The organism is Coprococcus sp. AF19-8AC, from assembly GCF_003603115.1.
GTDB lineage: Bacteria > Bacillota > Clostridia > Lachnospirales > Lachnospiraceae > Coprococcus > Coprococcus aceti.
In genome coordinates this window covers 1-24,148 of the sequence record NZ_QTMI01000005.1, presented here as the reverse complement: position 1 = coordinate 24,148, position 24,148 = coordinate 1, and the positions used below count along the sequence as shown (strand labels likewise).

Annotated in this window: 26 protein-coding genes and 1 tRNA gene; 4 read left to right on the top strand and 23 right to left on the bottom strand. The window is 44.2% G+C overall.

Features of this window, described 5'->3' with window-relative positions:
• Window positions 1-3: 3 nt before the first annotated feature.
• The 6 genes from DWX57_RS11765 to DWX57_RS11740 are packed head-to-tail and all read right to left on the bottom strand — an operon-like array spanning window position 4 to window position 2,801.
• Entirely contained in the window at window positions 4-870 is an 867-nt protein-coding gene (locus tag DWX57_RS11765; RefSeq protein WP_120124357.1) for an ATP-binding protein, read from the bottom strand.
• Window positions 871-882: 12 nt separating this feature from the next.
• Window positions 883-1,653, bottom strand: a complete 771-nt coding sequence (locus DWX57_RS11760) for a helix-turn-helix domain-containing protein (RefSeq protein WP_133300887.1) — start codon at window positions 1,651-1,653, stop codon at window positions 883-885.
• 13 nt (window positions 1,654-1,666) lie between these two features.
• A complete protein-coding gene (locus tag DWX57_RS11755) occupies window positions 1,667-1,963 on the bottom strand; it encodes a hypothetical protein (RefSeq protein ID WP_120124352.1) in 297 nt (98 codons plus the stop codon).
• Window positions 1,956-2,372: a helix-turn-helix domain-containing protein gene (locus tag DWX57_RS11750; protein WP_120124349.1), complete on the bottom strand. Its 417-nt coding sequence runs from the start codon at window positions 2,370-2,372 to the stop codon at window positions 1,956-1,958. Before DWX57_RS11750 ends, DWX57_RS11755 begins: the two co-directional genes overlap by 8 nt.
• Complete coding sequence (locus DWX57_RS11745) at window positions 2,369-2,554, bottom strand: LysR family transcriptional regulator (protein WP_120124346.1); 186 nt, start codon at window positions 2,552-2,554, stop codon at window positions 2,369-2,371. Before DWX57_RS11745 ends, DWX57_RS11750 begins: the two co-directional genes overlap by 4 nt.
• Window positions 2,555-2,603: 49 nt before the next feature.
• Window positions 2,604-2,801 carry a helix-turn-helix domain-containing protein gene (locus tag DWX57_RS11740; RefSeq protein WP_120124344.1) on the bottom strand — a complete coding sequence of 66 codons (198 nt, stop codon included), beginning with the start codon at window positions 2,799-2,801 and terminating at the stop codon, window positions 2,604-2,606.
• Window positions 2,802-2,957: 156 nt separating this feature from the next.
• On the opposite strand from DWX57_RS11740, the gene DWX57_RS11735 reads away from it, so the two are divergent.
• Together DWX57_RS11735 and DWX57_RS11730 are read left to right on the top strand one after the other, a co-directional pair.
• A complete protein-coding gene (locus tag DWX57_RS11735) occupies window positions 2,958-3,350 on the top strand; it encodes a helix-turn-helix transcriptional regulator (RefSeq protein ID WP_165852799.1) in 393 nt (130 codons plus the stop codon).
• A gap of 181 nt (window positions 3,351-3,531) precedes the next feature.
• Complete coding sequence (locus DWX57_RS11730; RefSeq protein ID WP_120124338.1) at window positions 3,532-4,581, top strand: site-specific integrase; 1,050 nt, start codon at window positions 3,532-3,534, stop codon at window positions 4,579-4,581.
• A 52-nt stretch (window positions 4,582-4,633) separates the two neighbouring features.
• Here the strand turns inward: DWX57_RS11730 and trhA are convergent, their stop codons facing one another.
• The 6 genes from trhA to DWX57_RS11700 all read right to left on the bottom strand — a co-directional run bounded on the left by trhA (window position 4,634) and on the right by DWX57_RS11700 (window position 10,865).
• The gene (gene trhA / locus DWX57_RS11725) at window positions 4,634-5,386 is read right to left on the bottom strand and encodes a PAQR family membrane homeostasis protein TrhA (RefSeq protein ID WP_120124336.1); all 753 of its coding nucleotides are present in this window, start codon (window positions 5,384-5,386) and stop codon (window positions 4,634-4,636) included.
• 40 nt (window positions 5,387-5,426) lie between these two features.
• Window positions 5,427-7,025 (bottom strand): putative ABC transporter permease subunit, encoded by a 1,599-nt coding sequence (locus DWX57_RS11720; RefSeq protein WP_120124333.1) that lies wholly within the window; start codon window positions 7,023-7,025, stop codon window positions 5,427-5,429.
• Complete coding sequence (locus DWX57_RS11715) at window positions 7,022-7,732, bottom strand: ABC transporter ATP-binding protein (protein ID WP_015533583.1); 711 nt, start codon at window positions 7,730-7,732, stop codon at window positions 7,022-7,024. The genes DWX57_RS11720 and DWX57_RS11715 overlap by 4 nt, the downstream gene beginning before the upstream one ends.
• A 60-nt stretch (window positions 7,733-7,792) precedes the next feature.
• Window positions 7,793-9,235, bottom strand: a complete 1,443-nt coding sequence (locus DWX57_RS11710; protein WP_117551019.1) for an MATE family efflux transporter — start codon at window positions 9,233-9,235, stop codon at window positions 7,793-7,795.
• A gap of 207 nt (window positions 9,236-9,442) precedes the next feature.
• Entirely contained in the window at window positions 9,443-9,991 is a 549-nt protein-coding gene (locus DWX57_RS11705) for a hypothetical protein (RefSeq protein WP_117551021.1), read from the bottom strand.
• Between the two features lie 34 nt (window positions 9,992-10,025).
• Complete coding sequence (locus DWX57_RS11700; protein WP_120124330.1) at window positions 10,026-10,865, bottom strand: ATP-binding protein; 840 nt, start codon at window positions 10,863-10,865, stop codon at window positions 10,026-10,028.
• A 145-nt stretch (window positions 10,866-11,010) separates the two neighbouring features.
• Between DWX57_RS11700 and DWX57_RS11695 the strand changes: the two genes are divergently transcribed.
• Together DWX57_RS11695 and DWX57_RS11690 are read left to right on the top strand one after the other, a co-directional pair.
• Complete coding sequence (locus DWX57_RS11695; RefSeq protein WP_120124327.1) at window positions 11,011-11,697, top strand: Crp/Fnr family transcriptional regulator; 687 nt, start codon at window positions 11,011-11,013, stop codon at window positions 11,695-11,697.
• A 103-nt stretch (window positions 11,698-11,800) separates the two neighbouring features.
• On the top strand, window positions 11,801-12,037 hold the full coding sequence (locus DWX57_RS11690; RefSeq protein ID WP_015533578.1) for a hypothetical protein: 237 nt from the start codon (window positions 11,801-11,803) through the stop codon (window positions 12,035-12,037).
• Window positions 12,038-12,126: 89 nt separating this feature from the next.
• Here DWX57_RS11690 and DWX57_RS11685 read toward each other — a convergent pair whose 3' ends face one another.
• The 11 genes from DWX57_RS11685 to DWX57_RS11630 all read right to left on the bottom strand — a co-directional run bounded on the left by DWX57_RS11685 (window position 12,127) and on the right by DWX57_RS11630 (window position 23,895).
• Entirely contained in the window at window positions 12,127-13,860 is a 1,734-nt protein-coding gene (locus DWX57_RS11685) for an ABC transporter ATP-binding protein (RefSeq protein ID WP_120124324.1), read from the bottom strand.
• A 1-nt stretch (window position 13,861) separates the two neighbouring features.
• A complete protein-coding gene (locus DWX57_RS11680; protein WP_117551028.1) occupies window positions 13,862-15,625 on the bottom strand; it encodes an ABC transporter ATP-binding protein in 1,764 nt (587 codons plus the stop codon).
• A 123-nt stretch (window positions 15,626-15,748) separates the two neighbouring features.
• The gene (locus DWX57_RS11675) at window positions 15,749-16,378 is read right to left on the bottom strand and encodes a TetR/AcrR family transcriptional regulator (RefSeq protein WP_120124322.1); all 630 of its coding nucleotides are present in this window, start codon (window positions 16,376-16,378) and stop codon (window positions 15,749-15,751) included.
• Window positions 16,379-16,800: 422 nt separating this feature from the next.
• Complete coding sequence (locus DWX57_RS11665) at window positions 16,801-17,952, bottom strand: DNA/RNA non-specific endonuclease (RefSeq protein WP_243106229.1); 1,152 nt, start codon at window positions 17,950-17,952, stop codon at window positions 16,801-16,803.
• A gap of 258 nt (window positions 17,953-18,210) precedes the next feature.
• Window positions 18,211-18,669 (bottom strand): ferritin-like domain-containing protein, encoded by a 459-nt coding sequence (locus DWX57_RS11660; RefSeq protein ID WP_120124319.1) that lies wholly within the window; start codon window positions 18,667-18,669, stop codon window positions 18,211-18,213.
• 222 nt (window positions 18,670-18,891) lie between these two features.
• Entirely contained in the window at window positions 18,892-19,671 is a 780-nt protein-coding gene (locus DWX57_RS11655; RefSeq protein ID WP_120124317.1) for a DUF3169 family protein, read from the bottom strand.
• A 55-nt stretch (window positions 19,672-19,726) separates the two neighbouring features.
• Window positions 19,727-19,936: a helix-turn-helix transcriptional regulator gene (locus DWX57_RS11650; protein WP_118017118.1), complete on the bottom strand. Its 210-nt coding sequence runs from the start codon at window positions 19,934-19,936 to the stop codon at window positions 19,727-19,729.
• A gap of 50 nt (window positions 19,937-19,986) precedes the next feature.
• Window positions 19,987-20,799, bottom strand: a complete 813-nt coding sequence (locus tag DWX57_RS11645) for a hypothetical protein (protein ID WP_243106228.1) — start codon at window positions 20,797-20,799, stop codon at window positions 19,987-19,989.
• Window positions 20,800-21,062: 263 nt separating this feature from the next.
• Window positions 21,063-22,592 (bottom strand): glycoside hydrolase family 32 protein, encoded by a 1,530-nt coding sequence (locus tag DWX57_RS11640; RefSeq protein ID WP_120124312.1) that lies wholly within the window; start codon window positions 22,590-22,592, stop codon window positions 21,063-21,065.
• A 141-nt stretch (window positions 22,593-22,733) separates the two neighbouring features.
• A complete protein-coding gene (gene cysK, locus DWX57_RS11635) occupies window positions 22,734-23,639 on the bottom strand; it encodes a cysteine synthase A (RefSeq protein WP_055147632.1) in 906 nt (301 codons plus the stop codon).
• Window positions 23,640-23,824: 185 nt separating this feature from the next.
• A tRNA-Trp gene (locus DWX57_RS11630) sits at window positions 23,825-23,895 on the bottom strand.
• Between the last annotated feature and the right edge of the window lie 253 nt (window positions 23,896-24,148).

Below are 24,148 nucleotides of genomic sequence, written 5' to 3'. Positions count from 1 at the left end.
TGTTTAATCCTCCTCTAATCGTGATAAAAACTCTTCCTGCTTGCTCTGTGCCTTTCTCTGCCTTATAGATACCTCTGGAAGTGATACCAAAATACTCTTCTCCTCTATACGGCTGATAATACGATCATCAAGCCCCAGATCATTTATTTTCTTGTTGCTGGTGAATATAGTTACCAGCATGTTAGAATATCGCCTGTCTATAAGCTTGAATAGCGAATCATTGACAAGCTTGTTCGGATCCTGAGCCCCTATATCGTCCAGTATGAGCAGCTGGGTGGTCTCTATGTCTCTCAGTCTTGCGCTTGTGTCGCCCGTCTTGTCCTTCCAGCTCTCTGTGACTGTATTCAGATAGTCATATACTGTTATAAACCTTGCCGGTGTCATATGTCGCATTGTGACTTCATTTAGCAGTATACAGGATAACATGGTCTTGCCTGTTCCCTTGGTCTTTGAATAGATATACAGGTTTTTACCTTCACGCTGCCACAAGCTGAATTTTAATATAAAGCCGTTTACTATGGCCTTGACCTTGGCCATGGCCATGTCCTTGCCGTATATATCAAAATCAAAGTCTTGCGCTCCCATGCCCTCATATATAGCCGGTATGGCCGCCCTACGCCGTCTTTCGTCCGCCCAGGTCTCATTGTGCCCCAGTCTAACAACTTCGTTCTCAAACTCATAATATAAGCCCTGAGCGATCATTTTTAACCTTGCATGGTCCAGCTCTTCATCTGTCGCATTTTCGTGCGTTGTGCCCTTCAGCTTATGCCGCATATAGATATTGCGCTCTATGTGCTCTTCTGGCGTCATCGACTGCACATTCTTGTCAAATGCAAGCTTTATAATTCTGCTGTCTGTTATGTCCTTCACGTCCTCACCTCCTTACATATAATCCCTATTGCCAATATTGCATTGTGTAAGTAATGTTTTCAACGCTTTCAATGAGTCCACTGGTGAACCATCTTTCTTGATCCATCCGTTGCCCTCGTAATGCTCAAAGAACTTGTATAAATTAACTTTTGGGTAATAGTCTTTATACTCCATAAGCTCGGCAAGTGTCGGAGGTGTGAACTTCCGTTCTTCGTCACCCTGGTTATTCTCCCTTCTTACGGTAGTTGTAGAAGTAGTGTTAAATATATTATTATTATCGTCTTTATTAGAACTATCGTCAGATGGAATGTTTATATTATTACTGTTAGAACTATTATTGTTTAAATTAGTATTGTTAATAATATTATTGTTTGTGCTTTCCTCTCTGGTGCTCCTTGGTTGAGTTGCTCCATGCTGTGGGGCTCCATGCTGTGGGGCTCCATGCTGTGGTGCTCCATGCTGTGGGGCTCCATGCTGTGGGGTATCTATAATATGTATGGTATGGGTTAAATGATATACATTTCTTCCAAGTAGTCCTTTCGCTGTCTTTGTTTTCTCAACCTCAACAACTCCAAATTCAACAAGAGGCTTTATATATTTTGAAAATGTCGTTTCACTCATCTGCAAAGCTGCTTGTATTCGTGCCCTTGTTGGATAACATACCCCCTTTGTATCCGCATAGCTACAGAGATACGCATATATTACCTTACTGTCTCTGTGTAACTTGTCATTATCCATTATCTCCTGAAACACAACGCCATAGCCTCCTTTGTTGTTCTTCACATGTTACACCTCTCTATTCCTCAGGATCCACAGAGGCGAACGGCTCCACATCATCCAGCAAGCTCTTAAAGCTCTCGGTTTTCTCGTTTACCTCCTGAAATTTAATAGCAGTCTTATCACTTGTCTGTTTGATAGTGGTCAAGGTATCAACTGCAGTCTGCATCATAACCAATGTTAATTTAGCGTCAGCATCTGACTGCTTGGATGCCCCATATCTTTCTAAGTAGTCCGTGAGTATTGTATATCCTATTACATCCATGAAACATCCTTCCATGGAATATCTAGTGTCGTGATGTTCTATATTATTCATCTTCATTACCTCCTGTTATCTCTGTTATCAGCCTGCTTAACGCAAAGTTCATCACCATCATTTCATCTTTTGAAGCACATGTATATAACAGATCATCCATGACGTCATAAGCCATTGCCATAAGCTCTTTTTTTGTCACACTATAAACCTCTTCATCTTCCTGAACATCAACGCTTACGTTGTCGCCTACAATCTCGCTTGCCGGTGTGTCGTTCGGGTTGCCTATGGTGATAATATCGCACACTCCCAAAGCGTTATATATACGGTCTAACGTGTCTTTCTTTGGTGTCCGCTTGCCTGTCTCCCAACGCTGCAACGCCTGCGGTGATACGCCTATCATTCCGGCTAGATCTCCCTGTGTCATTCCTCTGTACTGCCTGAGCTCTTTTATTCCTGCCCTCTTCCTCATGCTCCTGCTCCTTCCTGATAGCAACGCTCATATAAATAGCGTCTGTTTACCTTTCCATTCACTGTTAAATAGCCCTTAGCTGACATTTCGCCGTTCAGGTCCTTAATGATCTGATAAGCCTTTGACTTTGAAACGCCCAAAAGCTCCATAACATCGCTTACATTCAAATAAAGCTTGTCCATCCTTTACGCCTCCTTATCCTGTTTTCTATGCCGCCAAGCTCTCCATTGTTTATAAATATTCATCTGCCAACAACTCGGTTATGTCGCAGTCTAAAGCCTTTGCGATCTTCCCGGCTGTTGATGGTCTCATATCAACAGTGCAAGCCTGTGATATTGTGGTTGGCTTTATGCCTGCTGCAACAAGGTCGTTGCGGCTCTTGCAAGCTCTTGCCATTGCTATGTCTAACTTCTTACGGTCAAACTTCATATTTTTCACCTCCTTTTTTGTTCGGTTTTGACTTACCGTGTTTTTATGATAGTTCGGTTTTAACTAACTGTCAAGCATTTTTTCGTTTTTGCCGTACTTTTTTATTTACTTTTGTTCGGTTTTGCTGTATCTTGTATGTGTGGAGGTGTATCAAAAATGGGAAATAGTAAAAAAAATCAAGAATTTGCTCAAAGATTAAATGAATTACTAAAGAAAAATAATATAACACAATCTGAATTAGCTAAAAGAATGGGAATAGCAAAATCTTCTGTTAATGGATGGTGTAAGGGTACAGCATACCCACGCATGGACAAGATGACAGAGCTTTCATCTATTCTTAACGTAGATATTTTTACTTTAATCTCAGGAGAAAAACCATATATTATATCGGTTGATGCTGAAAAATTCGCCCAAGCAATGGAAATAAAAGAAAAACCATTATTAAAACAACTTAAAGCCTCATTTGCCAAACTGAACGACAAAGGGCAGGAAAAGGCGGCAAGCTATGTTGATGATCTTAGCAAGATACCGGAGTACAAAAAGGAATGACGCTGTATTTTTCGATTTAAGCCGTTTTATTTGCACAAGGGTATAAATTAACGTCTAGCACATTAAAATTCAAATATGGTGAAATCCGACAGCCACAGGAGCAACACACGCATGACACAGGTCACATATACAGACAAATTTATCTTGTTTTCTATGCCGCCAAGCTGGAAAGGGGTAAACAATGCCAGTATACAAGGACACCAAGACAAATACATTTTATTGCAAATTCTATTACACGGATTACACCGGACAGCGTAAGCAGAAGTTAAAGCGTGGCTTTAAGCTCCAGAGGGACGCTAAAGAGTGGGAACGGCAATTCCTGGAACGGCAGCAGGGCACGCCCTCTATGAGCTTTCAGAGCCTTTATAATGTCTATATCGATGATATAAGCCATAGACTGCGGCAGAGCAGTGTTGACGGCAAAATAAACGTATTCAAGAACAGGATATTGCCATATTTCAAAGATAAGCCGGTAAATGAGATCACCCCGGCGGATATAAGGGCATGGCAGAATGACCAGTTGACCGCTGGATATTCAGAAGGTTATCTATGCCGGATAAACACAACACTTTCAACCATCTTCAATTATGCCGTGCAATATTACGGCTTGACCTCTAACCCATGCACCAAAGCTGGGCATATAGGCAAGCATACCAGATCACTGAACTTTTGGACTGTTGACCAATACAACCAGTTTATGGCAAGCCTTGACAACGACAGGGCACGCATGGCCATAGAGCTATTATTTTATGGCGGTATGCGTATTGGTGAGCTGTTGGCACTCACACCGGCAGATATTGACCATGAAAACAACATGATCAGCATTAACAAGACGTACCATGAGACAGAAGGCGGCTATATTTCGCCACCAAAGACAAACAACAGCACAAGGCGCATATTTATGCCTAAAGCTGTTATGGATGATCTGAAGGCTTACACAGAGCGCATATATGGCATACAAAGCCACGACCGCATATTTGATTTTTCGCATTTCCTGGTTCGCAATGCAATGATCAAATATTGCAAGCTGTCCGGTGTGCCATTTATCAGGATCCACGACCTGAGACACTCCCACGTGTCGTTATTGATCGAGATGGGGTTCACTGCTCAGTTGATCGCTGAGCGTATCGGAGACACTCCACAGATGATAATGTCGATATATGGCCATCTGTACCCAAGCAGACATCAGGAAGTGGCTGACAGGCTTAATAATATAATCGTATCAAATTAGTATCAAATAAGGGGCTACCATAACGGCAACCCCTTATTTTTATTGATTTTATTTAATATACAAAAAGGTACATCCCAAACCAATGCAGCGCAGCCCCCAGCATCACAAAGATATGCCAGATAAAGTGCGCCCCCTTGGTGTCCTTCACAAATGGAATCATGCCAAGCGTATAGACAATACCACCGCCCACGATCCATCCCAGAAGCGGCTTGTCATTTCTGAACCAGCCCGGAATGAACATGATAGCGCTCCATCCGATGACGAAGTACAGCGTATAGTGTATCGGTCTGAACCTGCCCGGTCCGAACACACATATGATGGTGATCCCCGCTATGATAAGTGCCCACTGCACACAGAACAACACTATTCCAAGCACATTTCCCCAGTATACAAGGTACAGTGGAGCAAATGTTCCGCCTATCAGCAGATATATCGAGGAATAGTCAAATCTTCTCCAGAGCCGCTTGACTGCCAGACCGGATTTGTATGAGTGATACAGACAGCTCATGAGAAACATCAATATCAGTGATATTCCATAAAAACACGATGCCATCACTTTGAGTCCTGTGTCTGACTTCAGGAGAAGAAGGACAAGGCCGGCTATGGCAAGCCCTGCTCCTATTCCGTGGGTAACAGCATTTCCCACCTCCTCGAGAACGGTGAGCTTTGGCGGCTCATTCAGTTCCCTGTAGTGCTGCCTTTTTGCTCTTTTTGCCTCTTTCTTCTCTTCTTTTCTTTTCTCTTTGTCCAGTTCAGCTTTCTGCTGACTACTCATATCTAATTCCGAGTTCTTTATTTCTGCCATATTTAATCCTGAAACTTCTTTCTATCTATAATTTATACCGCTAAAGCGCCTCAAACACCTGCACCCCACGTCTCTTCAGCCATATTCTAAACAAAACTGCAGCGGCTGCCGTCAATGCAGTGCTTATTGCTAGATACATTGTCGCTCCGGTAAAACCTCCGAATAACAAATATCCCACCACAAGTACAATAATATATACAAAATTCGATAAAATAGCAACAAGTACACCCATGCTCTGCTTCACGACTGATGCTTCCGACGTCCAGTCAAGCTTTGGCATCTTGAGATTGACTGCAAGCCCTATATATGCAGTCAGGCACACATAAAGACATGGTATCAGTAACATCATCACGCCATCTACAAGTGATGGTGTCACAAAAACAAGCATCACTATATCAAGGATCAGCGCCGGAATCAGGGTAAGTATCACATGCATCCTCAGTTTTGCCCTGAGTATCTGCCACGATGTGACTGGAAGCGAACGCACGATCCAAAGATTCTTTCCCTCCAGAGATATCGATGGTGCAGTCAGATCATTCATCGACGCGGCGGCACATACGGCTATACACGCCCCAATTATAAGTACACCATCCGGTAGTCCGGGAGTTTTCGTAATCATATCTACTACATACTGTCCTTTAACAAGACAAACCACTGCCATAGCGATCATCATCAATGTCCCCAGGGAACAGTTGAGCATATATACGGCAGAAGCTGCCAGTCTTTTGAACTCTTTCTGAAGAAGTGCTGCATCCTGGCTCTGCGCCTTTGCAGCTTTTATTATATTCTTCCTTTTGGTATGTCCGGCTTTTGTCGTCACGATTCCGATGAATGTTCTCTCAAGTACCAGCCACACTGCAAGAGAGATGATCAATGTGCCTGCTGCCACAAACGCCAGCTGCAGTCCATCTCCTGTAGCCGCACGACCAATTGAATAGAGCGGATATGCAGCACCTTTTATCTTTGCACTGTATTCTCCGCTGTTTGCCAGGATCTTTGAGAGCAGCTTATTTGCATTCATGTATACAGCATAATATGCGGCTATAAATGCCAGTGACAATACAACTGTCACAAAGCTCTTATTTCTGGTCTTATTGCCTATCTTCCCCACTACCCAGCCAAGTATACATGAGAGCACCAGTATGACAAATGTCAGAAGAACCAGCACTATAATAGATGACACGACCGGCCACACACCGGGATGGGCTACTATTCCATATACTATGATACCGGGAACCATGGCGGTCACGGCGAACATCGCACCCATGATGTACACTCCTGACAGTCTTGCAAATAATATAGCCCTGACCGGGATGGGCAGTGACAGCATCAGGTCATTGTCTTTTGCCTGATACAAGCTCGCATATGTATTGAACACACTTCCTAATATACCGATGGTCAACGCCATCATAGACATCATCGCCATGTACATCCAATCAAGCCCCGCAGAACAAAGCGGCTCACACACCGAATATGCCTCCATTCCGAACATGGCTCCCATACAGCCCTGCAGCACTGCCACATAACTGATGATACCCAGAACTACAGCACCTTTGGATCTGGACTTTCCAGTCTTCCGGTCAACGAAAAATCCACTGAACAGCATCTTAAGCTGTTTCTTCATCAATATCCTTATCATGACTCACCCTCCAGATCAAGGAACACGGATTCAAGTGACTCGTCTCCCTTCACCTGCTCCATTATGCCCGCCTTCACCAGTCGTCCGCCTTTGATGATCGCCACTTTATCGCACAGCTTTTCTGCGACTTCCAATACATGTGTGGAGAAGAATATCGCCCCTCCGTCATCACACATTTTTCTCATCATCTGCTTGAGTATATGGGAAGCCTTTGGATCGAGTCCGACAAACGGTTCATCCATGATGACAAGTTTCGGCTCATGTATCCATGCTGATATGATTGCCAGTTTCTGCTTCATACCATGGGAATACTCGGATATCAGCTGTCCTAGGTTGTCTTTTATCTCAAATGCGTCAGCATATTTGTCTATGAGCTCGTCCCTGACTTCCTCCGGCACGTCAAATATATCTGCTATAAAATTCAAATATCCGATTCCGGTCATAAAATCATACATATCTGGATTGTCAGGAATATATGCCATCTGTTTCTTGCATTCCAGCGGTTTTTCCTTTATGGACACACCATCTATAAGGATATCTCCCTCCTCAAAATTCAGGATCCCTGTACACGCCTTTATAGTGGTTGTCTTACCTGCTCCGTTGTGTCCGATGAAACCATATATCTCCCCCGGCATTATATGTAGGCTTAGATTGTCCACCGCCAACTTATCTCCGTATCTCTTTGTGAGATTTTTTATTTGCAGCATATTATTTTCTCCTTTTTCAAAACAGGGGACGGAGATACCTGCCCCCTCCGTCCCCATAGATTATCGCGCTCTATGCTTATTTCGCTTCATCCTGCCCCTGAACTCATCAAGTGCCGCGCGACCAGGTCCCGTCATAGGTTTGATCCATCTTCCCTTCAGTAGATACGGCGTGAGTATGACAAATCTCAGAAGTTCATCCGTGTAAACAAATGAGAACACTGCGAGGAATGGCAGCTTGAGCACCATTCCTGCTACCCATGTAGCCGGGACCGAAAACAACATCAGTCCACTGATCTCCATAACTGTTCCAACGATGGCCTCACCGCCTGCACGGAAGCACTCGTTCTGTATATAGCAGCATGTTCTGACTGCTCCGAAGAACAGATATATTATAAGCATATACTTTGTGTACATCATCGCCTCAGCCCCGAGTCCAAACAATCCGAACAGCGGATTGTGCAGCAGCATCGTGATGAGCACAATTGTGAATGTGATGGCAGGACATACCAGTGCAGCTCTCTTGGCATAGGAAAGTCCCCTGTCCAGATTACCCGCGCCAACTTCATTTCCCACGGCAACGCTGGACGCATTTGCCAGACCACCAAAGAATGCATATACAAACCCTTCACATACACGGAATGCAGCCATGGCGGCTATGGCGGAATCACTCTGATGTCCCATGACAACGTTGATTATCATCTGGCCCACGCCATAGAGGATCTCGTTGCATACGATCGGGAATGCCTTGGACGCATAGGACTTCACAAATCCCATATCAATATCAAATGCCTTTCGCGCACTGAACTTTATCTCATGCCTGCTCTTTGCAAGATACAGAATGAGCAGCGCTATGTTCACGATACCAGACACCAGTGTACCTATAGCCGCACCGGCAACTCCCATCTTGGGAGCACCAAATCTACCATAGATCAACACAAAATTTATACAAAAGTTGAGTAAAAGTGAGATGACCGAGCACACCAGTGGCACCTTCACCCTCTCCGTTGACTTAAGAAGTGCTGTAATTATTGCGGCAAATACCTGAAGCGGATAAGACCATCCAACTATTCTCATATATGGCTTCGCAAGTGCTATGATCTCTACTTTATCTGTATATATTCCAAGTATCCACCCCGGTGCAACCACAGTCACCACCGCAAATGCTATTCCAAATATTCCCGCACATATGATCGCCAGACCAAATGCTTTGTTCATTCCCTCCGGATCCTTGGCACCCCAGTATTGAGACATGAACAGAAGGGAGCAGCTGACAAATCCCCAATATGTTGAAAACAAAAGTGATCCTATCTGTGCACACACGCCAACCGCCGCAACGGCGATCTCGCCCTCACTTCCTATCATGATGGTATCAACCATACTGGCGGTGGTCGCCAGCAGATTCTGCATCGCAATAGGCACAGCAAGTACAGCAAGCATTCTGGCAAATTCTTTCCATGTCACCTTTTTATTATTTTTTACAAAGCCCGTAGCAGCACTTCCCATTTTTGTTACCTTTTCCTGTTATTATCTCTTTCATCATTTAATTTGATGCGTCCGACTATTGTACTCCCGAATAATTGTATTTGCAATGGCTTTATACCTGTAGTATGAAGTATTTTCTTATTAATTTTAACAAGCGCACCACTTTCATTCCATCTGTGATGCGCCAAGCCTTGTTATTTTCAAGTATTACATTTTTGTGTGCCATTGTTACATACTGTTGTTGGTTGACAAATCTTCAAGCTCACGCTCTACTCTCTCAAGCTCGCCGTCACTCCAGTTCTCCCCCAGTGCAAATACTGCCCTGCACACACTGAAGTTCACCTCGCCATCTGCGTTGATCTCCCCGGAGATCACTCTGTGGGATATCTTCTGAAGTGTGGAAAGTATGTCTATCCGCACGTCCGATATGACAGAAGGCTCTGCCACATTGCCATCACTATTGCCTTCCTCGTGCTCTGTCCGTTCTTCTCTGTACACGCTCTCCCAATCATAATCTGCAGTCCTGCCACATGGTGCACCGCATACACTGCAGTCAGGGACAATTGTATGCTTATCAGCATGCACCCTTGCGATCATCGCCTTCATGTCTGCATCAGAGATGCCAAGAGCAATATCAGACATGTGCAAACCTTCTATTATTATGTTATTTGTATCATCAGTCACATGCATCATCCCATCAGTGGCTCTCACCAGCCCTATCAGAGCACCGACCAGACGACTGCCTGTCTCAGTTGTAATTCTTATTTTATCTTCCATTGTCTTTACCTTTCATGGTGCTGTGAAGAGAATGTCAGTCAAGAATTCTTCCATCTATTGATATTGTTGCAACCTGCCATGGGATAAACTTGCCGCTGTCCTGAAGTGCCTTCTTCGCAGCCATCTCCAGTCCTCCACAACAAGGAACCTCCATACGGACTATTGTAACACTTTGTATGTCATTTCGCCTGATAATCTCTGTAAGTTTCTCTGAATAATCGACACTGTCAAGTTTCGGACAGCCAATCAGAGTCACATGTCCCTTTATGAATTTCTCGTGGAACGATGCATAGGCATAGGCTGTACAGTCCGCCGCTATAAGCAACTTTGCACCATCAAAGTATGGCGCATTTACCGGGGCAAGTTTGATCTGCACCGGCCACTGTGTGAGCTGGCTCGGGCGCTCATAATTATATATGTCACCCGCCTGCTGATTGACTGTTTTATCAGTTGTACTCTGTACGCATTCTACTGCTGCCTGTTCATATGAGCTTGCCTGTACTGCTTCACCTGAAGCTGCTGCCGGTCTCCTGAATATGCTTCTCGCCATAGAACCAGGGCAACCGGAGTGTGCCGGACTTTTTCCATGCATCACTCCTGAGCCAACCATATTTTTGGATTTTTCTGCATCGAATCTTGCCTGTTTGTTTGCCATGACTGCCGCCTCATCATACGCAGCCGCCTCTCTCTCCACAAATGTTATGGCTCCTGTAGGACACGACGGCAGGCAGTCGCCAAGTCCATCACAATAATCGTCTCTGAGCAGCTTTGCTTTGCCGTTTACCATGCCTATAGCACCCTCATGGCACGCATTTGCACAGGCTCCACATCCATTACACTTGTCCTCGTCTATCTGTATAACTCTTCTTATCATATATATTTCCTCCAATCTTTTTCCTGCTTTTAACGTCATTATATTCAGTCAGAGCATTTGTGTATGTTGAATTTTCAACATAAAAATGTTATACTTTCCAAGGACAATCCTTGTGACAAAAGAAGCGTCCCCACTAAGAGGTAATATGAACAAATACATGGACACATTATTGAAATCCAGTCTTTTTTCCAGTATCACCGCTGATGACGTTGACTCCGTACTGGACTGTCTGGGTGCAATCATCAAAAAATACCAAAAAAATGAGTGTATTCTCATGGCTGGCAACACAACAGAATATATAGGATTGCTGCTTACAGGCAAAGCGATAGTCATCCAGGAGGATTACTGGGGTGGTCAAAGCGTCATGTCTGCCATCATGCCCGGACACACGTTTGCGGAATCATATGCCTGTACCCCTGGCTCCGTACTCGACGTCAGCGTATATGCTGAAGCTGCAAGTTCTGTATTGTTTCTGAATGTTCAAAAAATGCTCACCACCTGCCCGGTAACATGTGGCAGACATAATCAGATGATAAGAAATCTCCTGTGCGATCTCGCCGGCAAGAACCTGAGGCTCGGCGAAAAATCAAAGCACATGAGCCAGAAAACAACCAGGGATAAGTTGCTCTCCTACCTGTCATCGGAGATGCACAGACATGGCAGCAACGAATTTGATATACCATTTTCCAGACAGCAGCTCGCTGACTTTTTGTCCGTGGACCGCAGTGGACTGTCTACTGAACTTGGCAGGATGAAGACTGATGGGCTGATTGACTTCCACAAATCTCATTTTGTTCTTAAGTCTCCTGCCCAGGGGTGGACTGATGTGTGATGTTGATGTATCATGTAATTAACTGTTCAGGGAAATTCATTACAGATGGGGGATTTTCCCTGATTCAGGATTTATCAATATAATATGATCAGGAGGGATTTCAATGAAACCAATGAAAACTATCAAAGACGGATGGAACAAATTCACTGTTGTCGTAAAGGATAAAGACTACTCAACAAGAGAGGCCGTGCTTTTCGCTATCTGCACATTCCTCACAGGGCTTGTGCTCGGAATGCTCTGCTCTCCTAGAAAGAGCCAGACATTTGGCTCATACAACGGCAACTGCAGCGATGGCGGCTGTAACTGCGACTGCGATTATGATGAGGACGATTTTGAGTAGGCTGCGAACTGATAACTAATATCCCAAAGCAAAAGACAGGTGTCGATTATCTGACACCTGTCTTCTGTGTTTCACAGGATACATTTCACTTATATCTTCCAGCTAACTGCCAGTTCTCTCGAATCCACAAATCTCCTGTAGATTCCGTCCTGCTTCATGAGTTCTTCGTGGGTTCCCTTCTGGGCTATTCTTCCCTGATCCACCACTACTATCTGATCCGCATGTCTTACGGTCTTGAGTCTATGGGCGATCATGATGATCGTCTTCTCCTTTGTCAGGGCATCCACTGCAAGAGTAAGCTCCTTCTCGTTCTCAGGATCGACATTTGCAGTCGCCTCGTCAAGGATGATGATAGGTGAATCCTTCATGATGGCGCGGGCTATGGATATTCTCTGCTTCTCACCGCCTGAGAGGGTTGCACCGCCCTCACCGATCACAGTGTTGTAACCGTCAGGAAGCTTGCTGATGAAGTCATGGCAGCACGCCTTCTTTGCAGCCTCCACAACCTCTTCATGGGTTGCCTCCGGCCTTCCGAACTTGATGTTGTTCTCTATGGTATCAGCAAAGAGATATACATTCTGGAATACAAATGAGAAGTTGTTCATGAGACTGTTCATGCTGTAATCCTTAACATTTGTTCCGCCCAAGGTTATCTCACCCGAATCCACATCCCAGAATCTGGCGATCAGATTGCACAGGGTTGTCTTTCCACCGCCAGATGGTCCGACGATCGCCGTCGTTGTCTTCTCCGGTATGGTGAGTGAGATTCCGTCTATTATCTTTCTCTTGTCGTAAGAGAACTCTATATTCTTAACCTCTATATCGTGATTTTCAGGATTGAGTTCCTTTCCATCTATATCCATTGTGTCAAGTCCGAGCACTACATTTGCCTTGTCTACGCACACACTGACCACATGTATCAGTGATGAAAATGTTCCCATGGTCTCAAGGCCCCCGTAGAGCATGAATGCCGCGATCGACATACCCACAGCATACAGAACGCTCATGCTGCCATTTATATAAAAGTAAGCCGAAAGTCCTATTATCGCTACCCCTGTAAGCTTTGTCACAATGCTTTGGAGAAAATGATATGGGACATAGACAAGCTCCATCTTTACATTTGCCCTGACGCAGGCTTCATTTGCCGCATTGAGTCTCTTCGTCTGCTTGCCGATGAGGTTGTAGGACTTGACCTCCGATATGCCCTGTATGTACTCCATGATCTGGTTTATGAGCTCAGTGTCACAGTCAATCTTCGCCGAAGATGCCTGCTTGCCGGCATTCTGCATCACAGTATTTATCACAAGGAATATGGCAACTCCTGCAAATGATACCAGCGCGATCCTCCAGTCGCAGAGCAGGATCATGAGTATGATCATGGATGTCTCGAGAAGTCCCTGAGTCGTGAGCATGACTACTCTCGTAGCCACATCTCCCAGATTCTCCATGGTATTTGTCGTGACGGATGCGATCTCGCCTATACTGTTGGAATTGAAATATCCCATCGGCACATATCTGAGGTGCTCCGCCATCTCTATACGCTTGAATGCCGCTGTGGTGTAGCCACCCTCTGTCTGCAGCACGGTCGACGACATCTTGCACAGTATTCCAACTACGATCGATACCGCCATGATGGCTATTGAACCAAGTATATATTTTCCAAGGTCTTTTCCTTCTATAACGCCCATGAGGACACACATTATAGCCGGGATCTTCAGTGCCGATGCCAGTGCATCTATCAGGCTTATCACTATTGAACGCTTGAATTTGCGGCTGTTTTCCTTACCTGAGAACAGGAAGAACTTTTTTAATACTCCAAACATATTACTCGCCCTCCTTTTCATCGCCTGCCGTATCCTTGACCGAGATGTGCGCCTGCCACATATCCCTGTAAAGTGTGCATTTGCTAAGAAGCTCCTCATGTGTTCCATGAGCCTCCACATTTCCTGCATTTACCACAAATATCTGATCCGCATCCTTGATGGTGGAAAGTCTGTGGGCTATGACTATCAGCGTCTTACCCGCCACAAGCTTGGCGATAGAGCTCTGAAGTATGGCCTCATTCTCCGGATCGGTGTAGGCTGTTGCCTCGTCCAGTATAACTATCGGCGCGTCCTTCAGCATCGCCCTGGCGATGGATATCCTCTGTCTCTCACCGCCCGACAAATGTCCACCTGCACCGCCGACCACGGTGTCAAATCCGTTCTCAAGGTTCATGATGAAGTCGTAGCAACCACTCTTTCTGGCTACCTCGAAGGCCTCGGCGTCCGTGGCATCCGGTCTTCCCTGTCTTATGTTGTCCCTGACTGTCTCGTTGAACAGGTAATTATCCTGTGACACATACGCAAGCCTGTCGTTGAAATCCGTCAGCGCGATATCCTTTATGTCCACGCCTCCGATCTCTATGCTTCCGCTGTTCACATCCCACAGTGAAGCTATCAGCTTGGCTATTGTAGACTTTCCGCTTCCCGACGGACCGACTATCGCATTTACCGTTCCCGCCTTTATATCCATGCTCACGCCGTGGAGTATCTCCTTGTCGTGATAGCCAAATGTGATATCTGTAACCTTTATTCCATTGTCCTTCGGCTGTGCCTTTGTGTGCTCAGGTCTTACGAGTTCAGGCTGCTCCAGGATTCCTGTAACCTCTCCGATGACTGTCGACAGCTTGCCCAGATCATCGGTGTATGAACCGATTGTGAGCAGCGGACCGACTATTCCAAGTGAGAGGATGATACACACAACGAAATCCGCTGTGGTGAGCGAACCATTTGACACATAGTGCGCACCTATCGGAAGGACCGTTGCAAGTGTGTACGGTGTGATGACGAACATGGCTGCTTGGAAGAATGAGCACTTCTTCATCCAGTTGATATACGAGTCTGCGTTCTCCTTTGCCGCCTTTGTGAACTTGGCATATGAGCTCTCTGTCTTGCCAAATGCCTTGATGACCTCAATTCCATCTATGTACTCCACTGCTGCGTCGTTCAGCGCCTTGGTCTTCTCAACTGTCCTGTTGTAGTTCTCCTGGAAATCGATCATCATGCCCATGTACGTTACAAATCCAACGACTATCGGGATAAATGAGAACAACGCAAGTCTCCAGTCAACCATGAAAAAATACACGATGACAATGATAGGCGCCAGCAGGTTGGATGTAAACTCAGGCACAACATGTGCCAGAGTCGTCTCTATGCTGTCTATTCTCTCCACCATAATGTTCTTGAACGAACCCGATGGCGTATCCTTCACGTATCCAAGCGGCACCCTTGCAAGCTTGTCGCAGCATGACTTTCTGATATTTGCAAGCACGTTGAATGTTGCCTTGTGGGAACATGCCGTTGATACGCTATGGCAAAGCTCAGCAAGTATAAACGAGCCCGCTATGATAAGAGCCTTCAACATATATTCCCTGAGATCCTTATCCCCGTCAAGGAACATCCTGACCACGTCCGCAATGATGAAATACGGAACTATCTTGAATACTACATTGATAACCGCCAAAATGACGCTCCACACATAGGATGACTTCTTCTGCCCCGCCCATGTGAGGACCCAGCTCACCGCTGATTTCTTTTTTTCTTCCACTTTTTCTCCTCCTTATATCTTGAGCAAAAACTTGTTCGTTTTCGCTTATTCGCATTAGTTTCGTCTAACCCCATAGTTTAAAATTATGCGGTTCGGTATTTTACCTTGCCGCATAACTACTGACTACTCCGGAAACTGCACCTTCCATAGTCTCTCCCAACCTCCAGTGTAGAATTTCTTGAGCTTGCCCACATTCTCTATCGCAGTCTCGCGATCCATGTCGTGTTCTATGATCTGGAATATCGCCGAAAAAAAACCACTATATATCATATGACAAAGGCTGTCGCTTATGTCCGGCACATTTATACCGGCTCTGTGCATCTCATCCACATACTGCTTTGAAGATCTCATCTCACGGCCTACCAGATTATGTATCATATCTCCATACTTCTCATTGTCACTGCACCGCAGTAAAAGTTTGAAATTATCATAATGGTCATACACGTAATTCACCATCTGATCCATTCCGTTCCCGGATGCGCTTGCCATGTTCTCAGTCTGCTTCTCCGGTGGCAGGCTCTGAAACTCCTCAAGAACGCTGTCATATATCCCATATAGCTCCTCCACATACGGATCTATCAGCGCATCAAAAAGAGCCTCCTTTGTAGGATAATATTTATAGAATGCACCTGTTGTAAGTCCGGCATCTTTCACAATGCTTCTGAGCGATGTCCCTACAAATCCGTACTCAAGGAAATGCTTCAGTGCCGTATTCAGTATGTTTTGTCTTGTATTTTCTGCTTTTTCTGTCATAAAGACTCCTCTCCCGTTTAATATGCCTCGCTTCTGACCGAAACAGATTCCAAATGCAAGTGCCATACCAACCATCAGACACGCGCAAATATAACAGTGTTATATTACACTGTTATATTTTATATATAATCCCCCTGTTGTCAAGTGCTGTTTTGATAATTTTTCAGCCATATCAAATTTTTGATAAAATATGCGCTTTACCCTTATAAAAAACAACCACCTGATATACAATACGATATCAAGTGATTGTCTAATTAGTTTTTCTCTCTTCTTCTCTGCTCTCTTGTCTTATTCTTTTCTCTATCTCCACACTCTTCATATACTCAAGACCTACCTCTCCATCTTTCTTAACTGCGGTCACTATCCGATGAAGCTCTCTCCTAATTTGTTCTGAGTGTATCAGAATCCCAGGCAAAGTCCAACTACGGATTGCAGTTCTTACAAGGTTCATATCCCTCAGATATAAGCTCGTCCCTTGTGGTCGTTCTCTCAGATTTATTCGCTTCCTTCATCTGTTTCACACTCCTGCATGATGGCTTATGAAACTTACCGGTGTTGGTGTTGACTATGTATGTATCCTCATCCGCATACTCCTTCTGGATCTCCGATGTATCACTGCCAATATCTGACTCCGTATCCTGAGTTTCTCCGATCATTCCAGCTTCTGCTGTCTGGTCATCATCTCCTTTTTCCTCTGATACTTTAGTGCTGGCATTCTCCCCCGGCACCACATAATCCGGATCCGCTTCGCTGTCCCCTGTAGCATAGTCGATTATCACGCCTGGCTGTACATTGTACACATACACATTGAAACTTACTCCTGCGCCTTTATCCTCCACGGACTCCGCCTCCATCTGCACTCCGGACGCAACCAGATTGTCTCCATCGTATACAGGTGTAACCCTGTAAAGCACATGATTTCCAGTACTTTCCACATAATCAGCTACCTCATTTTCAAATGGCAGCATGCCAGTGACATTCAGATATCTGGTTCCAGTTATCAGATTCTTTTCATTTGCATTCTCCCCGGCAAGCTGATATCCGATCAGATGGCAGCGATTATACAGATAATTGCCGTCTATACGATCATTGTATTTAACTGTATGCCACCCTGAAGGCTTTATCATACCTATCTCGCCGCGCTCCTCCGTTGGCATAATCTCCTTACAGATATTGGCATAGGCAACTCCACATCTTCCAAGAAAGTCCAGATCGCTGTAATTCTCAAATGCCTCCGTCACCATCTCATCCTCACTGAAATAAGGCACATTGCCATTTATCTCATAATATGCCTCTCCCGAATATATGGGAATATCAGCAATCTCCATGCTCGAAGCCTGCTGATCTGCAATATTCTCAGATGCTGCCGCACTGCTTTCAGGTGACGTGTTGCCGGCGTTATCTTTTTTCTCCGCAGCTGTGGTATTCTCTGATTCTGAGGTATCTTCTACAGTCTCCTTCTCATATCCCTTTACCGCAGACCTGCTGCCATCCGCAATTCCTGACATACTGCACCCGGACATCAGCAATGCAAATATTGCTACATACAGTACACTGTAAAATTTTCTTTTCACGTCACATTCTCCTCTCTGAAAATGTTATCCCTGCCTATATACATCCTATTAAAATTTAGCTATCTTTTTTCCAAAATGTATAATAACATTCTACATTTTGTCATCCGTTTTGTGAATACATCCCCGCATAAAACCTCAATTCAAAACAAAGAGTTTTCACTAGCTGCTTTAACGAATCATTGCAACAAAAAAGAGGATATATACCACATGTGATACATATCCTCCTTACAATTTATACTCCCTTGTGTAAGCTTTTCCCTACACCATTCCATTTGCGACCTTATACTTGTAGAGCATCTCCGCATGATTCTGCTCCTCGATCTGTATATCCGCCAGAAGCTTTCTCACCGCGCTCTCGCCAAATGCAAATATATCTCCATTGTACTCGCCTGACACAAGCTTCTCCGTTCCGATGCAGTCTGTTGCAAGGAACTCGTCATTCTTCTTATCCTCTGAATCGTCCATCATCTTGTATGTCTGCTTTGGCTCATAATCTTTTCCATCGCTGTCACTGCAGTCACACTGTGGAACCTGTCCGTCAAGCACCTGGGTAAGTGAATCATAGTGCTTCTGCTCTTCCTTCTGTATAGTCTGGAACAGATTCTTAAGCTCAGGATCCTTCGCCTGCTCCGCATATCTTCCATATTTCTCCACACAGGACTTCTCCTGTGTCTGAAGATCCTGGATAACTGTTTTCTCTTTTTCCTTTAATATCATAGCAATACTCCTTTCGATTAAAATTCATCCCATCGCATAGATATTATTGTCCAAAATAGTACAGCTCTATTCCTACATCTCTATTTTTTTATATTTTTCTGCCTTCTGGTCATTTATATATATGTATGGCAATGAAAAATCTCAGGACCGTGTCATACAATAAAATGCGAATGCCCTGCAATTGTCATACAGCCATCCGCCATTATATCACATATATTTATTTTATTTCTGTAGTCTCACAAACTCTCTGCAATAAGCCACATACATTACAATCAACACAAGTCCAACAGCCACTATTGGCATCACGCCTGTGTCAAATGCAAACATACTCATAAACGTAAGTATCCACATGACAAATCCTGCCTTAATTCCAGTCATAAATCCCTTCTTGGAGGATTTGGCTATCATGATAAGCTCAGCCTCGTCCGATGTGTTCTCCCAGTCACGGCGAAAATGCATATCGAATATATTTCCGCTTTTCTCCGGGTTAAGCTTCTTCTCTTCATCGATAACAAGCTTTTCAACCACACAATACAGTGCCATAGATATCAGAAATACGAGCTCAGACAGCACTGTCAGGAATGTGCCACGCCCATCACTGTACGTCCTGTCCACAGCGTATATACACACCGGAAACAACACAAGTCCAACGAACACGATGATACACGGGAGATATGAGGCAGTCGTGATCCGACTCTCTATATCCACTATCACATCCTCGTTCTCTCCGTCCCAGCCTCTGATCATCCTCTTTATCTTCCCATACATGACAAATGACACCACAAACGTCGCCAGCATGAGCACACCATATACTATAGGCAGCGTATCAGCTGTTATCCACCATATATGATCCCAGTTGACCCCATCCAATGTGTCCTTGTTCACCGCGGCAAGCCTTCCCGCCAGGAAACCTCCCAGCAGACTTGCCAGGATCATGACCGCAAATATTATATATATCTTCAGATTACTTTTCTTGTTCACTTTTTTATCAGTATCCTTCATCTCATATCCTCTTTTCATTCTATGAATTAACACGACCTTATCCATATGTCAGGAATCATTCCTTATCATCCTCGTATTGGAATATATCCTCCACACTGGCACCACACACCTTTGCGATCTTGAGTGCCAGAGTCACCGATGGACTGTAATCTCCCCTCTCTATCTGACTTATCGTCTGCCTCGAGGTCTGCACCAACGCTCCCATCTCCTGCTGGTTTACTCCCAGCTTCGCCCGATATTCCTTCAGCCTGTTGTACAGCGGCATCTATATCACCTCCAGCTTGTTAATCTGTATTGTCATCATAATAAGGTCCATTATCTGTTTATGCCGTCCTCTCCATCAGAGCCCAATCCTTTTATTACATTGTCCGCATCTTCAGCTTCTGCTCTGTCTGCCAGCCCATGCTCTGCATACTTATGTGTGGATGTCCCCCATATCATGGAAAAGCTTATTCCAAAACAGAATCCAATGGAAATTCCAAGCGCCAAATTGTCAAACAGCATTCCATACACTATACCAAGTGCAACACCTATGATAATTCCAAGTGGTGCGCCAGTGGTTTTATCGCGCTTACACACATATATTTTATCCCTCAAAAAGAATCCATCACTCTTCCCATCTCCAAATACATCTATCACATTCTGATACACATTGCTGTGGGCAACCTCCATCATGTCATCTGCCAGATCCTCCACCTCAGGATGAATGTAATACTTTCTAAGCTTGTATATACTGAGTACATCCTTGCCACTTTCAGGTTCAGGCGTCAACTCACTCCTGGCAATATCTTCTTTATCAAAGATAAAGCAGCTCCACATCTGCTTGTTTCTGAAGAAACCATACACAGGGAGTCCATTTTCCAGACCTTGGCGGATTTCGCGCTCAAGCTCAGTCATATCACAGATCTCAGCAATAACATCCCCCAGCTTGTTCTTCTTTAACATTCTCTCTGTGATCATTGTCACGGAATACCCCTTGACCTGCGTCTTCAATTTGTCCACTGGTTGGGAGACGATCATGCCCTCAAACATAGCTTGTAGTGTTTCACAGGTAGATTTCTTATTACCTTTATCCATGCCATTTTCACTTAGATTGTCCTTTTTATTTACACCTTGCTTTTTCCTCATATCCTCATAACTCCATTTTAATTCTTACCACTAAAATCCCATTCCAAATTCAAGCTATATATATATTATATATGTCAAATGACAACTATAGTTGTCATTTCTTTTACAATGGAGTATAACAAATGACAAGGAAAGTTGTCAATAACTTTTGACAACTTTCCTTGTCATCTCAATGTTGGAACGGAGGCACCTGAAACCTGGAGAACCGCCAGACTGATGCCTGGCAGTGCAACAACTAAACAATTGAGCAAGATCATCTTTTGTTAAATGATATCATACTTCTCCACATCCACGACTGCCTGTCCCTCACATAACAGCTCTATTCCATCCGCTTCAATAGGTGTATATATCGCCGTGCTCATTGTCATAGCTCCATCATTTACAAACAGCTCTATCGAATTCCTGTCCAGTATAAATCTGAGCTTTATACTATCTTGAGCCTCCTGCTGTTCATCAACCTTTCCCTTGACATCCCCGTAACATTCTGCTGATTTCACGCAGGCCCTTCTGATACACACCACATCTTTCTCAAATCCGGCAAATGTCCTGTCCATCTCTATTATATTATTTTCTCTGTCATATATAAATCGAGTATAATATCCGCTTCCCTTTGCCAGATTCACGGTAAATCTGCTGTATTTGTTTCCAGTGATTACAAATGTCACATCCAGACTTCTTCCACTTATACCTTCCAGACTACGCCGTCCACTCACTACTTCATCTGAGTACCTGACCATATTAGCATGATACTTCTCTATCTCTCTCACTGGCTTCTGTATCAAGCGTCCATTTTTCAGAGATATCTCCCTCGGAACCGTCATCATTCCCTGCCACTTCTGTCCACCGGGTATCCACAGATTATGCCACGACTGCATCCACGCTATCATTATCCTTCTGCCATCCGGCAAAAGTGTAGTCTGAGGCGCGTAGAAATCTGTTCCATAATCAAGTGATAATGGCTCTCCACCGTCAAATTTCTTCTCACCTTTATCAAATTCTCCAACAAAATAGATAGAATTATTTCCATTGTGGAATTCATATCCCTCTGCTTTCATTCCCGTAGGCGATACGAGAAGTACATGATGATCGTCTAATTTGAAGAAATCAGGGCATTCCCATATGCCGCCCAGATCACCTTCATTCCGTGCAAGGATACTCTCAAATGTCCAGCTTTCCATATCAGCGCTCGAAAGTAATACCACAAGCCCCTTATTATCCTGATCCACACAGCCTGCAGCCATATAGTATCTGCCATCCTCAAGCCATGCCTTCGGATCTCTGAAATCCGCTCTGCTCAATCCCTCCGGCAGCATATCTCCGGTCACCACCGGGTTATTCTGTATTTTTTTATATGTAACGCCATCACCAACCGCTATGCTCTGGTTCTGCAATACCCCATCACCGTCGGGATTTTTCATAACACTGGTATATATCAGGACATGCTCTCCATCTTTTTCAATGGCCGTACCTGAGAAACAGCCCTCGGCATCATATATCGTATCAGGTGCAATCGCCACAGGAAGCTGCTCCCATCTTATCAAATCGTCACTGACCTGATGCCCCCAATGCATAGGTCCCCATTCCGTACTGTACGGATGATACTGGTAAAACAAATGCACCTTACCATTATACACAGAAAATCCATTCGGATCATTCATCCAACCGACAGGCGGAGTCACATGAAACAACGGTCGCTCATTCTTATCTATTTCATTCTGAGTTTCGTATTCCCTCGATGCAGCAAGTGCCTCGCTAACCACATTTTTTCCCGTCATCTTCCCATTTATATCCATCTCTTTTTCTCCTTTATACTTACATGGTTTATATTTTGCGTTCTTTCAAATAACACATTTAAATCAATAAAATAGAGACATTTCCACTGTACCATACATAGCATCTCTTGAAAATGTCCCTAAATAAATTTATTTCCTATTTTATAATAAACCTACACTGAAATATCTTTCAGCCCTGTCCGCCATAACTGTGGCTATAACTTTATCTTTCCCATATTTTTCTGCCATCTTCATAGCCGCCCATACATTTGCACCGGATGACGTACCTACAAGAAGTCCCTGTTCTTTGGCAAGTCGTCTCGCCATCTCAATGGCATCCTTATCCGCCACTTCCACCACATCTGTTACCAGTGATGTATCCAGGACATCCGGTATAAATCCATCGCCTATTCCCTGTATCTGATGGATTCCCGGGCCATCTCCATGTAGCGCTGACACTCCCTTAGGCTCAACGGCAACAATCTTCGTATCTGGATTTTTCTCCAACAGATATTTAGCTATACCTTGGAGAGTACCTCCACTTCCAACACCAGACACATATATGTCTATCTTCTGACCAAGCTGTTCACACATCTCAACTGCTGTTGTGCGATAATGCGCATCTGGATTTGCCTGATTGACAAACTGCTGCGGCATGAAATACTTCTCTGGATCAGATTCTGCTATCTCATTTGCCTTATCAACAGCACCACCGATGCTTAGAACCGGATCCGTAAGTACCAGCTCAGCACCAAATGCCCTGATAACCTTCTTTCGCTCCTCACTCATATTCTCCGGCATCACAATTATCACTTTATAACCTTTCTGAACACCACAGAGTGCAAGCCCTATTCCGGTATTACCGCTCGTAGGCTCTATAATAGTCATTCCCGGCTTGAGTTTTCCCTCACTCTCTGCAACCTCCAGCATGTTTTTTGCGATCCTGTCTTTAATACTTCCACCAGGATTAAGGAATTCCGCCTTGGCAAATATATTGTATCCTGTCGACTTTTTCAGACACATAAGCGGAGTATTCCCTATCAGATCAAGCACATCATTGTAATACATATTAATCCCTTCTTCTCTTTACTTTATATTATAATATTTTACATATTTTTCCACCAAAGTCACTATAAAATATATAGAACTGCCTTTATATTAATGTGGTTCATTCTCCTTTTTCATAGTTTGCCATTTCCCTTCCCACTAATATAAATAAAGCCTTGAAACACTGAGTTTTCAAGGCTTTTTAGCAGGGGATGAGAGAATCGAACTCCCACCAAAGGTTTTGGAGACCCCTATCATACCATTTGACCAATCCCCTATATACAGAAAAAATTTAACACCTGTTGCAGCGTTAAATTTTCTCGGTACTTTTATTTTGTACCTTCAGAATTTCACACAGAAAGCTAGTAACCTAACCCCATCTAACAACCAACGACTGTTTCAAAGTAAACTTTATTCTTTACTGTGTATGCCTTAGATTCTGCACCTTGCAGATATCATGCACACTTGCGTATCTCCAAAGCTTATCTCTTAGAAACCTCTAAGGATAAGTCCTCGACCTATTAGTACTT